Annotated in this window: 12 protein-coding genes and 1 pseudogene; 10 read left to right on the top strand and 3 right to left on the bottom strand. The window is 39.4% G+C overall.

Going from position 1 to position 12,808, the window contains the following annotated elements; translation table 11 throughout:
- The first annotated feature begins 397 nt into the window (after window positions 1-397).
- Complete coding sequence (locus tag DB41_RS12805) at window positions 398-544, top strand: transposase (protein WP_080502369.1); 147 nt, start codon at window positions 398-400, stop codon at window positions 542-544.
- A gap of 161 nt (window positions 545-705) precedes the next feature.
- Here DB41_RS12805 and DB41_RS10560 read toward each other — a convergent pair whose 3' ends face one another.
- From DB41_RS10560 to DB41_RS10550, 3 genes are all read right to left on the bottom strand, one after another.
- Window positions 706-2,052, bottom strand: coding sequence for a leucine-rich repeat domain-containing protein (locus DB41_RS10560; protein ID WP_052243828.1), 1,347 nt, complete (start codon window positions 2,050-2,052; stop codon window positions 706-708).
- Window positions 2,053-2,269: 217 nt separating this feature from the next.
- Window positions 2,270-2,905, bottom strand: coding sequence for a leucine-rich repeat domain-containing protein (locus DB41_RS10555; RefSeq protein ID WP_052243827.1), 636 nt, complete (start codon window positions 2,903-2,905; stop codon window positions 2,270-2,272).
- Between the two features lie 4 nt (window positions 2,906-2,909).
- On the bottom strand, window positions 2,910-3,824 hold the full coding sequence (locus DB41_RS10550) for a leucine-rich repeat domain-containing protein (RefSeq protein ID WP_052243826.1): 915 nt from the start codon (window positions 3,822-3,824) through the stop codon (window positions 2,910-2,912).
- Window positions 3,825-4,028: 204 nt separating this feature from the next.
- Between DB41_RS10550 and DB41_RS11575 the strand changes: the two genes are divergently transcribed.
- From DB41_RS11575 to DB41_RS02820, 9 genes and pseudogenes are all read left to right on the top strand, one after another.
- Window positions 4,029-4,184, top strand: coding sequence for a hypothetical protein (locus DB41_RS11575; protein WP_162180905.1), 156 nt, complete (start codon window positions 4,029-4,031; stop codon window positions 4,182-4,184).
- A 1,000-nt stretch (window positions 4,185-5,184) separates the two neighbouring features.
- The gene (locus tag DB41_RS02850; protein WP_039384046.1) at window positions 5,185-5,412 is read left to right on the top strand and encodes a hypothetical protein; all 228 of its coding nucleotides are present in this window, start codon (window positions 5,185-5,187) and stop codon (window positions 5,410-5,412) included.
- A 138-nt stretch (window positions 5,413-5,550) separates the two neighbouring features.
- Window positions 5,551-5,742 carry a hypothetical protein gene (locus tag DB41_RS02845; protein WP_039384045.1) on the top strand — a complete coding sequence of 64 codons (192 nt, stop codon included), beginning with the start codon at window positions 5,551-5,553 and terminating at the stop codon, window positions 5,740-5,742.
- Window positions 5,743-5,999: 257 nt separating this feature from the next.
- Window positions 6,000-7,601 carry a chaperonin GroEL gene (gene groL, locus DB41_RS02840; protein WP_039384042.1) on the top strand — a complete coding sequence of 534 codons (1,602 nt, stop codon included), beginning with the start codon at window positions 6,000-6,002 and terminating at the stop codon, window positions 7,599-7,601.
- A gap of 166 nt (window positions 7,602-7,767) precedes the next feature.
- Window positions 7,768-8,964 (top strand): ABC transporter substrate-binding protein, encoded by a 1,197-nt coding sequence (locus tag DB41_RS02835; protein WP_162180904.1) that lies wholly within the window; start codon window positions 7,768-7,770, stop codon window positions 8,962-8,964.
- Window position 8,965: 1 nt separating this feature from the next.
- Window positions 8,966-10,039 carry an iron ABC transporter permease gene (locus DB41_RS02830; RefSeq protein WP_052243825.1) on the top strand — a complete coding sequence of 358 codons (1,074 nt, stop codon included), beginning with the start codon at window positions 8,966-8,968 and terminating at the stop codon, window positions 10,037-10,039.
- Window positions 10,032-10,388: an ABC transporter ATP-binding protein gene (locus DB41_RS10545; protein WP_052243824.1), complete on the top strand. Its 357-nt coding sequence runs from the start codon at window positions 10,032-10,034 to the stop codon at window positions 10,386-10,388. The genes DB41_RS02830 and DB41_RS10545 overlap by 8 nt, the downstream gene beginning before the upstream one ends.
- A 29-nt stretch (window positions 10,389-10,417) precedes the next feature.
- A pseudogene (locus tag DB41_RS12800) lies at window positions 10,418-10,741 on the top strand (ATP-binding cassette domain-containing protein); the annotation flags it as partial.
- A gap of 255 nt (window positions 10,742-10,996) precedes the next feature.
- Window positions 10,997-12,802 (top strand): phospho-sugar mutase, encoded by a 1,806-nt coding sequence (locus DB41_RS02820; protein WP_052243823.1) that lies wholly within the window; start codon window positions 10,997-10,999, stop codon window positions 12,800-12,802.
- Window positions 12,803-12,808 lie beyond the last annotated feature (6 nt).

Below are 12,808 nucleotides of genomic sequence, written 5' to 3'. Positions count from 1 at the left end.
CATAAAGGTGGCGTGAACTTAATTACAGGCTCTTATACGGAACGTGGGAACCTGTCGCCTTGATGAAAAGGGAGAAGTTCAAATGGAAGCCCCATAAGAACCAGAGTGCCGATGCAAGGAACAGGGGCGGAATAGCCCGTAGTAGCGAAGAAGCCTTTGTAATGAAGGTGGAGCGAAGGGGACTATATTGTTTAGCTTAAGATTAATCGAACAACTGGAAACAGGAGGAATCGATGAATACAGCAAAGTCGTATTACCTGCGACTAGACAATAGGAGCCGTATGAGCTGAGAGGCTCACGTACGGAACTGTGAGAGCGTGAGGGTGTGATTCCCTCGCGCTACTCGACTAAAGTGATAAAGAGTGGGAAGAAATCAAGTATATTTTCTCTGTTTCCTATGAAAAAGAGGGGGAGGCACTGTAAATATTCTAAACGAGACCTATTAGATGCTATCTTTTATGTAAACCATACAAGATGCCAATGGAGACATCTTCCTCATGATTTTCCTCCTTGGAAGACAATGTTTAACTATTTCTCTAGGTGAAAGCTTGCTGGGAAATTTGAAGAGATGAATGCTACTTAAGGAAGAAGAAAAGATATTAGTGGCTTTTGATGAGCGGGAAGGTTCTCTACATCCTTGGAATCTTTTAAGCATATGATTTGTTTCTTTAACCTATTAGCTGATGAAGATACAAGTCATTTCAGTTACAAGCGAAAAGGCTGCTTTATTTTATCCGGGATATATTCCAGCGGATTTTCTTTCACCCGGAGATTTTGTAGAGCTGGTAGCTCTCCTATCTCGTCAGGAAGAGAGGTAAGGTGGTTGTTGTTTAAGTAAAGCCTTTGCAGCTGCGATAGCTGCCCAATTTCCTCAGGAATAACGGTTAGCTGGTTGTTGCTTAAGTAAAGCTCTTGCAGCTGAGACAGCTGCCCTATCTCTGCAGGAAGGAAGGCTAGCTGGTTATTGTTTAAGTAAAGCTCTTTCAGTCGAGACAGTTGGCCTATCTCTGCGGGAAGGGAGGCTAGCTGGTTGCTGTCTAAGTTAAGCTTTGCCAGCTGCGATAACTGCCCTGCCTCGGCAGAAATAGCGGTGAGCTGGTTGATTCTTAAATCAAGCGCTTTCAGCTGAGAAAGCTGCCCTATCTCTGCAGGAAGAATGATGAGCTGATTTTGATTTAAGTAAAGCCCTTGCAGCTGCGATAGCTGTCCTATTTCTGTAGGGAGGAAATTAAGCTGATTAATGTTTACGTCAAGAACTTGCAGCTGCGATAGCTGCCCGATTTCTGCAGGAAGGGTGGTGAGCTGGTTTTGATTTAAGTTAAGCTCTTGCAGCTGCGATAGCTGTCCTATCTCTGCAGGAAGGTCGGTAAGCTGGTTTTGGCCTAAATCAAGCGTTTGCAGCTGAGACAGCTGCCCAATTTCTGCAGGCAGAGCGGTGAGCTGGTTTTGATTTAATCTAAGCTTTTGCAGCTGAGATAATTGACCTATTTCTGGAGGTAAATAAGTCAAGCCTACTCTAGATAAATCTAAAGCCGTGATGTTTTTACAATTTTCTTCAATCCACTCTTTAAACAGCTCTCCTTTTCGTTGTAAAGGCAAACACTTAATTTCTTCTTGCTCTAAGTACTCTTTTCCGCCAGGAAGCTTTTTCCAAAGTAAAAGGCGATTAATATTCACCAGATAAGAGGAGTAATTAGTCAGAGTAAAATACCTCTTTTCCTTAAGTTTATCTTTAAGTTCTAATTCTAAAGGTGAAAGAGAGCTAGCTAAAGTAAAAATTTGTTTAAAGATGGCATTTACCTTTGCTGCTTTAGAAAGCTCTTCTTCTAGCTTATAAATCCTATCTAAAACAAGAGCCTGCTTGTTAACATCTCCTTGAGGAACATGCACTTTACCTATTCGCTTATAAAGAGAAGGCATGACTTCATTAGCTAGCAGATGGCGCCATCTTCCACACACGCTAAATAAGGAAGGGCTAGCACAAGCCTTTAGAATAGGAACTAGTATTTCATTAGGTAAATGCTCAATGGTGACAGAAGAGCTAGGATTCATTGTATAGCCTCTTTAAGTGCCATGCATATTTTTAGTCGTTTTCTAGGCAATATATACATGAACAAACCAAAACGTACAAGCAAAGTTTGGAAACAAATAGCAGAAAAGATATTAGTGGCTTTTGATGAGTCGGAAGGCTCTCTACATTCTTGGAATCTTTTAAGCATATGATTTGCTCCTTTAACCTATTAGCTAATGAAGACACAAGCCATTTCAGCTACACGCGAAAACGCTGCTTTATTTTATCTGGAATATTTTTCAGCGGATTTTCTTTCACCTGAAGCGCTCGCAGCTGAGACAGCTGTCCTATCTCGGCAGGAAGAGAGGTTAGCTGGTTGTTGTTTAACGCAAGAGAATACAACTGCAATAACTGCCCAATTTCCTCAGGAATAACGGTTAGACGGTTGTTGTTTAAGTCAAGAAAATGCAACTGCAATAACCGCCCAATTTCCTCAGGAATAACGGTTAGACGGTTGTTGCTTAAGTAGAGCTCTTTCAGCTGAGACAACTGCCCTATCTCTGCAGGAAGAGTAGCAAGTTGGTTACCTTCTAAGTGAAGATATTCTAGCTGAGACAGCTGACCTATCTCTGCGGGAAGGGAGGCTAGCTGGTTGTGACTTAAGTCAAGCTTTGTCAGCTGCGATAACTGCCCTGTCTCGGCAGAAATAGCGGTGAGCTGGTTTTGGCTTAAGTCAAGCCCTTTCAGCTGAGGAAGCTGCCCTATCTCTGCAGGCAGAGCGGTGAGCTGGTTTCCTCTTAAGTTAAACCCTTTCAGCTGAGACAGCTGGCCTATCTCTGCAGGCAGAGCGGTGAGCTGGTTGCTTGTTAAGCTGAGCCATTGTAGCTGAGACAATTGATCAATTTCTGTAGGTAGGCTGGTGAGCTGGTTTTTGGCATGATCTAAGCTCTTGCAGCTGCCATAACTGCCCTATCTCTTCAGGAAGGGAAGCAAGCTGGTTGTTGCTTAAGTCAAGCGTTTGCAGCTGAGACAGCTGGCCTATCTCTGCAGGCAGAGCGGTGAGCTGGTTTTGGCTTAAGTCAAGCGTTTGCAGCTGAGACAACTGTCCAATTTCTGCAGGCAGAGCGGTGAGCTGGTTGCTTCTTAAGCTGAGCCATTGTAGCTGAGACAATTGACCTATTTCTGGAGACAGAGCGGTGAGCTGGTTTTGATTTAATCTAAGCAGTTGCAGCTGCGATAGCTGCCCAATCTCTGCAGGTAAAGAAGCCAGGCCGCTTTCTGCTAAAACTAACCTCGTCATATCTTTGCCATATCTTACAATCCACTCTTTAAACAGCTCTCCTTTTCTTTGTAAAGGCAGATATTTAATTTTTTCTTGATCTAAGAATCCCTCTCCCCCAGGGATTTTTTTCCACATTAACAGGCGATTAATATTCACAAGATAAGAGGAGTAGTTAGCCAGAGTAAAATATTTCTTTTCCTTAGGTTTATCTTTAAGTTCTAATTCTAAAGGTGAAAGAGAGCTAGCTAAAGTAAAAATTTGCCTAAAGATGGCATTTACCTTTGCTGTTTTAGAAAGCTCTTCTTCTAGCTTATAAATCCTATCTAAAACAAGAGCCTGCTTGTTAACATCTCCTTGAGGAACATGCACTTTACCTATTTGCTTATAAAGAGAAGGCATGACTTCATTAGCTAGCAAATGGTGCCATCTTCCACACACGCTAAATAAGGAAGGACTAGCACAAGCCTTTAAAATAGGGATTAGTAATTCATTAGGTAAATGCTCAATGTTGGCAGAAGAGCTAGGATTCATTGTATAGCCTCTTTAATTCTCATGCATATTTTTAATCGTTTTTTAGGCAATATATAGAAAAAAACACAAAACATACAAGAAAATATTAGAAACAAGACCCTTAGCCTTTAAGTTTGGAAGTAGTGAAATATCAAATGGGTGTAAGTAGAAGTGTTGGCAAGAACAAGATAAGGAAGGATTAATACATACTAAAAGCTTAGCAAAATGAGTTTGCATATGCCCGAAGAAGTTAATAATGTAGTTAATCGATTAAAGAAGTATCCTAATCTTTTAGAATCCATTAGAAATTTATTAAATATTGCCGCAAGGGTTAAAGGGATTGAAGGAGCGGATGATGCTGAATTTGCTCTTATTCTCTAGGTTTAGAGGCTTAAGGGGAAAAATGCGTTGAGGATTGAGCAAAGCATCAAACAAAGGGGCAGGAAGCCAAGGCTCGAAAACTACAGTTAAGATAATACTCAAAAAAAGCTAAGTTAGTATCCAACATCTGGGATAGTAGATATGGAAAAGAAATGCTTTCTACAGGCAGGAAAGTTGATTAAGCATTTTTCGCTTTCTTCCCAGATTGGATGTAGAGGGGCATTCTTTGCTATTAGAGTGAGCGATAACCGACGTGGGAGCAGATGTAGCATTTGGAAAATTAGGGGGAAAGATGAAGAAGCATTACGGAATTAAAGTTTCTTCTTCCATGGTTAGGTTGATCAACCAAAAACATGCAAGCAAAATTGCTAAGCTAAAAAAGAAGCGAAGTTTGGCTTAAGCTTGGCAAGGAGCAAGTACAAAGCCAACTGCAAAGACCACTTAATTGATTTTTATTATCTATGTGAATATTTATCTTTAGACTGCGATTTGATGCATTATTTTAAAGCCCAAGAACTGGTTAGAAGAGAGTAAAGAGAAGTTAAAAACTGGAGAATGCCGAGAGGTTTTCAAAGAAATTGAAAATAAGTTTAGTACTCTAGATCGGCTTGAGCAGGAGAATGGTTTAATAAGATTAATAAGATGTTATAGATAGATAGAAAAAAGATTGGATAGGATGAATTATAAAAGTGCTTTAGATAAAGTTTTATCCATTGGCTTAAGGCGAGATAGAAAGTAGCCTTAAGGTATGTCAAAAGAGGCTGAAAATAGCGAGAGCGTGGCGGAAGATAGAAAATGCTCATGCCATGCTGAACTTAAGAATAGGTAGATTAGATGGTCTCACTGGGAAGCTTACTGGAATTCTTATATAGCTGCTGCTTAGAGAAGATTGCCAACAATTTTGTTTATACCTTCCTAGAGACTCCAATAAGCTTTTTACTTGCCACACTACTTATGATTTTGCTATGTTGATTAGACTTTTCAACTGGAGATTCTAGCTATGGCCTTCCATCCACATAAAGACCTTAAATACATTCTACACCCTTATATATTCGTGCTTAAAGAAAACCAGGGAATTCACAATGATCTTTTCGATTATTCACTTTGGATGATGCGTATTTCTCCTGAAACTATACGTTCTCCAAAAGGCGTTGAAGGGAAAAAAGGAATAGTGGGGGACGATTTTGATGCTTTTCAAGCTCATTTAAATTTTTCTTCTCTTCTATAAGAGATTTAGAAAATTGAATTTTCAAGGATAAACTTTGACAGCTAGCACTCTTTTGATTGAAGTGCTAAAAAATTCTAAAACTCCTTGCAAACTTTTCTCGATTCCTATATCTTTTGGTTTTCAAATCAAGGTAGAAAAATGAATTTAACTTCTGCGATTCATCGCCTAGCAAGCTTACTGGTTGGTAAAAATAGGCGTACAGGCAATTTTTTATTTTCAGCTTTTCTAGCTAGCAAATTTAGCAAAACCTATCTTCGCTCGCCGAGTGAAATTAAAACTAGAAATCTTGGTAATTTACAGGGCTTTTTAAAAACTAGAAAACCCCCTTAGAATAGATCTGCCTTTTGATAAATGGGTCTCTATCCTTAGAAAGCTGAAAAAGCAACCAAAATTTAGGCTAAGCTGAGATGAAGGTTACTATAATATCTATCTTACAAGGGTAGGATAAAGTATTTAGGATTGATAGATTAACAAGTGAATGGATTCAGTTTATCTACTCCCCTAACTCTATAATAGACAATTAAAATAAACTTATTTTGTATTATAAATAACTTGTACAATTCGTTGACAACAAGGAGTAAAGAACAATGTCTTCTGCACCAAAACAAATTATATTTGAAGAAGAAGCTCGCGAAAAGCTACTTGCGGGTATTAAAGAACTTTCCACAATTGTAGCATTCACTCTTGGACCACGGGGTCGAAACGTTGGCTTAGAAAAATCCTGGGGAGCGCCTACCATCACTAACGATGGAAGTACGATTGTCAAAGACATTAGCTTAAAAGATCAGTATAAAAACATGGGTGTTTCCATGGCTAAAGAAGTCGTACAAAAGATGAAGGAAACCTGTGGGGATGGAACTACGCGTGCCACCTTACTTTTAGGAGCGATGGTAGAAAATGGCATTAAATTAATTGCTTCTGGAGCAAGTCCTATTAGTGTGAAACGAGGGATTGACAAAGCTGTTGAAGCAATTGTGAACGAAATAGATAAGCAAGCTATCTCTGTACAAAGTGATCGGGAGATACTTTCTATTGCCAATGTAGCAGCTTCTGGCGATGAAGAAGTGGGCAAAATGATTGCTGAAGCCATAAAAAAAGTAGGTAAGAACGGCGTAATTACCATTGAAGAAGCCAAAGGGACAGATACAACTTTAGAGATGGTAGAGGGGATGCGTTTTGACCGTGGCTACTTGAGCGCTTACTTTTGTACTAACAACGACAAAATGATTGTCGAAATGGAAAATCCTCAGATTCTTCTTATCGATCGTAAAATTAATAGCATTCATGAATTGTTGCCCATCTTGCAGTCAGTAGCTACAACAGGTAAAAATCTACTCATTGTTGCTGAGGATCTGGAAGGAGAAGCGTTATCTACGCTAGTAGTAAACAAACTAAGAGGAACTTTAAAAGTAGCTGCTGTGAAAGCTCCAGGCTTCGGGGATAGACGCAAAGCTATGCTAGAAGATATTGCTATCTTAACTGGCGCAGGAGTAGTGTCGGAAGAGACAGGAATTTCCATGAAAGAAATTCCCGATCATGTTCTAGGGTCTGCCGAAAAAGTTATCATCACTAAAGAGCATACAACTATTATGAATGGTGCTGGCCAGCCCGATGCTATCCAAGCAAGAGTGAAGCAAATTGAAAACGAAATTAATAATACCACTAGTACTTATGACAAAGAAAAACTAGAAGAACGTAAAGCTAAATTAAGTGGTGGAGTAGCAGTCGTTCGTGTAGGAGCAGTGACTGAAGTCGAGCTCAAGCCCAAAAAACAACTTTTTGAAGATAGTTTGAACTCTACCAAAGCTGCTATTGAAGGTGGCATTGTGCCTGGTGGAGGGGTGGCTTTTATTCGTGCTAGCCAAATTATCCCTACCCTTAAACTGGAAGGTGACGAAGCCCTTGGAGCTAAAATTGTGGCCACTGCCTGCGAAGCACCTCTTAAGCAAATTGTATTTAATGCTGGGCATGATGGATTAGTGATGCTAGCAGAAGTACGAAAAGCGGACGCCAACTTTGGCTTCAACGTAATGAGTGAAAAGATTGAAGATTTAGTAGCTAGCGGCGTAGTAGACCCGGCTAAAGTCATAAAAAATGCATTAACCTATTCGGCTTCCGTAGCAGGTATTGTGCTCATTTCTGAAGCGCTTATCGGGGACGCAGAAGAAGAGGAAGAAAAACAGAAATAATAAGAGTGGAGTGTAAGTCAGATATCATATAGAATGAACTAAAATCTTCTAGATTACTATCACTTACACTCCTCTTGTTTTTTCAATTTGAGCCTCCCCTTATCTAAAAATGAAAAAAAAATATCTTCTTGGTCCTTTTGCTTTTTATGCCCTTCCAGTTAGTATCATGCTCATCTGGTGGTCTCTAGCTTTTAAGCAACCTAATGATCAAGCATCCGACCCCTGCCCTCTTTGTCCTTCCGCTCAACCTCTACCCTCTATATTTAAATACCTCTCTACTCTCCAGCGTGAAACCCTGCATCAAGCGTTAAATGGAGATTACTCCATGATGAGTAAACTCATCACTGACTGGGACCATGATGCTCAAATCATGGAGCAGTATGGCTATAGGACTGCCAAACGCTTATTAAGGGATGATTTTCTAAGATGCCAACTTTTGGCAAGACAAATTAACAATAGTTCTAAAGAAGAGCTCGATCTCCTTCATGATTACTACCGCCTTTCCTCTATCCAGGATGATAATGGAAATATATTTGATTTATCGACTTCTTATAAACGCTTTCTTCCACAAACTTTTGTGGCAGCAAGCTTTCTGTTAGCGCTTAGTGAGCCCGAATTGATCGTTGCTCTACCCACTGGAATGCGTAAACAAACCTCTATTTATCCTGTTCAGGCCACCCATCTTATTGCTTTAGATGCAGACCGCTACAACACCGAAAAATTGTACAATGCTCGTCCGGATATTGCTTTTGTAGCAGACTACTCAAATCCCTCTACCTTAGAAGCCCTAAACAAACAAGGGATTCCCCTCTTTACTTTAAAACATGTTAACTCGCCTGAAGAAGTTCAAAATGCCTTGCTTCGTATCGGACACATTATCAATCGCCCCATAGAGGCTGAGCTGCTAAATTATTTTGTTGAAGCGGCTATGCTAGCTATTGATAATCGCTTTAACATGATAAGTAGCACTTTCCCTTCTACTCAACAACCCCCTAAAGTTCTTTTCCTTAAACACCATCTGACCTTTTCAACGCCTTCCTCTCATACCCTTACAGGTAAGTTGCTAAACCGTATGGGCGTTAAGCAATTATTGGGCACTGCGGGAAATCCATCCAAGCACGCTTGGACACTACCCATTCATCACGAGCATATCAGGCAGATGGATCCGGATTATATCATTATTGCTACCTCTGATAAGGATGATAATAAGCGCAGATTCCTTAAAAAACAAATTTTTCAGCTATTAAAAGAAAAGCCAAATAAACCCATTGCTTTTGTAAATGAAGCCCTTCAAGAAAATCCTTCCCAGTATATGGTTTTGGCTTATTATGATTTGTATACAGCGTTAACGCGAGTCAATTAAAATGAATAAGCATCTGTTATACATTATCCTTTATTTTATCCTCCTTTTATCTGTCATCCTTACTTTAACAATTGGCGAGACAGAATTTATTCAAGTGTGGAAAGATGCGTTAGCACAATTAGCAGGTTCTTCATTCTATTGGAATCCTCTTTTAGACGAAAGGCTTCCAAGGCTTATTGTATTGTTATGTACAGGAGCTTCTTTAGCCGTAGCAGGAACAGTCACTCAAGCCCTTTTCCAAAACCCTCTCGCCTCTCCTGGTGTTTTAGGGATCCCAGCGGGGGGCAGCCTACTTGTCGTGATAATTTTTATTTGTGAATTACACTACAATTATCCCTACGCCATTCCTATTGCCGCATTTATTGGCTGTTTAGGTACCCTGCTTGTAGTTTATTCTCTTTCTCGCAGAAAAGGGTATGTGGAATTAACCCATATGGTCTTAACAGGTATTGCTGTGTCTACGCTTATAGTTACTATTCAAAGCTCTATTATCTATGCTTTTCGAGATCGCTGGCATATTATACAAACTTTAACCGAATGGGAAGCGGGTTCCACCTCGGATCGTAGCTGGATGCATGTGCACCTGCAACTTCCGCTTACTCTTTTTGGTCTCTCAAGCTGCTGGCTCTATAGCAAAGAAATCAATATGATGGCCTTTGGAGAGGAAGAAGCTAAAAATCTAGGGGTAGAAGTGGATAAAATTCGTTGGCGGCTATTTTTAAGCATCTCTTTATTAATTAGCGGTGCTGTGGCCGCGGTGGGAAATATAGCATTTTTTGGTCTTCTACTCCCCCATCTTATTCGCCGCTTTGCAGGTCCTAATAACCAGCAACTGATCCCTCTGGCTATTCTTGGAGGTGCGGCCATTTTGACTGCTATGGATGTAGGATTACGCTTTTTTTCCTTGCAAGCTTTTTCTATAGGCAATATCTCAGGTATAATGGGAGGAATATTTTTTCTTTGTATTTTGATGGGAAGCCGTTATAGGCACGCTTTGTTGGGAAAAGGAGACTATGCGTGTATGCTTCTGCTAGCTTTCATTCTGGCTGCTAACTTACAGGAAATTAATGCTTGAATTAAAGAATTTAACTTATAAAGTAGGCCATAAAACCCTAATCGAGAATATTTCTTTAAATTTTATACCCGGCTTTATCTATGGTATTATTGGTCCTAATGGTGCAGGAAAAAGTACTTTGCTTAAAACTTTGACAGGCATATGGAAAGCTACGACCGGAAAAGTATACTGGAATCACCAAGAGCTACTTTCTCAGGATAGGACAACCATTAGCCGGACTTTATCCCTCGTTCTTCAAAATCCTCAGCCCCATTTTGCTTTTAGTGTGGCTGAAATGGTGGAGATGGGCACTTATCCTCGCCACGATCTTAGGAAAAAGAAAAAAAAGCTAAAGTTCAGTGGGCTTTAGAATTAGTCAATGGTTGGCATTTAAGAGATGAACGTATTACTGAAGTTTCGCAAGGAGAAAGGCAAAGAATTTATATTGCTCGCTCGTTAGTCACGCAATCGCCTATATTAGTACTAGATGAACCTACCTCTAATTTAGATATCAAACATCAACTAGAAATATGGAATTTACTGCGTCAATTATCTCAAGAAGGTAAATTAATCATTGTAGCTAACCATGATTTATATGCTACCGAACGTTTTTGTGATCAAGTAGCCGTCTTAAAGCAAGGATGTCTTCTCTATCAAGGAGCATTTGCCGCCATGAAATCCTCCTCCTTGCTTTACGAAGTGTTTGAAATAGCCCACCTATGAGAGAATCTTTAAAGGAGTGGCTTTTTTTCTTGCATGAACACCTTAAATTTTAGCTTATGATTTGATCATGCAAGCAATCTTTTATCTTTAAGGCAATAGGCGTACCATAAAAAATTTGATAAACCTATAGGTTTTTAGCTTAGATTTTTAATTGCTTTTTTTTCTTTCAAAGCAATTAATATTTTTCACTTTCTATTTATATTCTTTTATATTAAAATAATTTAATTAAACTAATATTCCTCTATTTTTTTATTTATGAACAAGACTTTGCAAGTTACCCACTTTGATGCTGTGACTAATCGTAACATCAATGCCTGGCTTAAAGAGGCTTATGATGAACACACAAAGCTAGCCATACAGAAGTTACTCAAAGAACATCCTGAGGAAATAGCCGATGCATTTTCTACTAACCTCTCTTTTGGCACAGGAGGCCTACGTGGGATCATAGGGATAGGAACCAATCGCATTAATCAGTATACCATTAGGGCCTGTACGCAGGGCTTGGCTAATTACTTAAATAGCCAACCTACCCCTGCTTCTCACCTTTCTGTATTGATTGGATACGATTGCCGCCATTATTCGCGCGAGTTTGCAGAAGAATGCGCTAAAGTTTTAGCAGGCAATAACATTCAAGTGTACATCTATCAAGATATTCGCCCCACTCCTTTAGTCTCCTTTGGATGTCGTTATAAAAAATGTGACGCTGCTATTATGCTAACAGCTTCGCATAATCCTGCCCAGTATAACGGTTGCAAAGTATATGGAAAGGATGGAGCGCAGGTGTCACCTCCTCATGATCAACTGATTGTTAAAGAAATCAATAAAATTACCGATCTTAAGATGATTAAGTATGAAAAAGAACTCAATCATTCCCTTATAAAATGGATAAAAGATGAGATTGATCAAGCGTATTTAAAAGCTATCATGCCTTTGCAGCTCTATCCGGAAGAAAATAAAAAGGAAGGTAGTACTTTAAAAATTGTTTACACTAGCTTGCATGGAACTGGGATTACAATTGTGCCTACGGCTATGAAAAGCTGGGGATTTTCCACTATACAATTAGTGACTAAACAAGTGACTGTTGATGGGGATTTTCCCACAGTAAAATCACCTAATCCCGAAGAAGAAGAAGCCTTAAAGCTCGGTAAAGACACTCTTAAGCATGTTAAGGGAGAAATTTTAATTGCTACAGATCCGGATGCCGATCGTGTCGGCATCGTGATTAACCATCAAGGCCAAATGTATCCTCTTGATGGTAATCAGCTGGCTTGTTTATTGCTGGATCATATTTTAGAAGCACTTTCTAAGCAAAAACGTCTTCCTAAGAATGCTGCTTTTGTGAAAACTATTGTTACCTCAGAACTTTTTCAAAAAATATGTGAGAGCTATGGCAAAACATGCTTTAATGTGCTCCCAAGCTTTAAATATATAGCGGAAAAAATCCGTGAGTGGGAAAGCTCATTGGCCTGTTATCAGTATCTGTTCGGTGTTGAAGACTCTTGTGGCTATCTCTATGCAACTTTGGCACGCGATAAAGATGCAGTCCTCACCTCTCTATTAATTTGTGAAATGACTTTACAAGCCAAACTTCAAGGCAAAACATTAATAGATAGGCTCCATGAGCTTTGGCAAAAGTATGGCACTTATGTAGAAGAAATTTTTACTTTAAAATTTGAGGGTACTAACGCAGGTAAAGAGCAAATACTAAAAGGAATGAGTGCATTGCAAGAAAATCCTCCCCAAACCATTGGAGGGATTGAAGTGATTAAGATTGAAGATTACTTAACATCCCAACGAGTGGATTTGAAAACAGGAAAAAGTGAAGAAATTTTTCTTAATAAATCGGAATTTTTGGTATTTTATTTAGCTGATGAGTCTAAATTAGCCATTCGCCCTTCCGGAACAGAGCCCAAGATTAAAGTTTACTGTGGAGTGAGAAGAAAAAATTTTATAAATGTGGAAATGGCTGCAGCGGAAGGAAAGAAGCATGCTCAATTTCTTCTAGAAGCCTTTCAATGTCAGCTTTATAAGAGTTATCTAGGAAGAATAAGTAATGATTAGCCCCTC

The organism is Neochlamydia sp. TUME1, from assembly GCF_000813645.1.
Classification (GTDB): domain Bacteria; phylum Chlamydiota; class Chlamydiia; order Chlamydiales; family Parachlamydiaceae; genus Neochlamydia.
This window is presented reverse-complemented; position numbering and strand designations above follow the sequence as displayed.

Excerpts from the sequence above, each read along its gene's own strand:
- DB41_RS12805 (WP_080502369.1), top strand. The coding sequence starts at position 398 with ATGAAAAAGAGGGGGAGGCACTGTAAATATTCTAAACGAGACCTATTA.
- DB41_RS10560 (WP_052243828.1), bottom strand. The coding sequence starts at position 2,052 with ATGAATCCTAGCTCTTCTGTCACCATTGAGCATTTACCTAATGAAATA.
- DB41_RS10550 (WP_052243826.1), bottom strand. The coding sequence starts at position 3,824 with ATGAATCCTAGCTCTTCTGCCAACATTGAGCATTTACCTAATGAATTA.
- DB41_RS11575 (WP_162180905.1), top strand. The coding sequence starts at position 4,029 with ATGAGTTTGCATATGCCCGAAGAAGTTAATAATGTAGTTAATCGATTA.
- DB41_RS02850 (WP_039384046.1), top strand. The coding sequence starts at position 5,185 with ATGGCCTTCCATCCACATAAAGACCTTAAATACATTCTACACCCTTAT.
- DB41_RS02845 (WP_039384045.1), top strand. The coding sequence starts at position 5,551 with ATGAATTTAACTTCTGCGATTCATCGCCTAGCAAGCTTACTGGTTGGT.
- groL (WP_039384042.1), top strand. The coding sequence starts at position 6,000 with ATGTCTTCTGCACCAAAACAAATTATATTTGAAGAAGAAGCTCGCGAA.
- DB41_RS02835 (WP_162180904.1), top strand. The coding sequence starts at position 7,768 with ATGCTCATCTGGTGGTCTCTAGCTTTTAAGCAACCTAATGATCAAGCA.
- DB41_RS02830 (WP_052243825.1), top strand. The coding sequence starts at position 8,966 with ATGAATAAGCATCTGTTATACATTATCCTTTATTTTATCCTCCTTTTA.
- DB41_RS10545 (WP_052243824.1), top strand. The coding sequence starts at position 10,032 with ATGCTTGAATTAAAGAATTTAACTTATAAAGTAGGCCATAAAACCCTA.
- DB41_RS02820 (WP_052243823.1), top strand. The coding sequence starts at position 10,997 with ATGAACAAGACTTTGCAAGTTACCCACTTTGATGCTGTGACTAATCGT.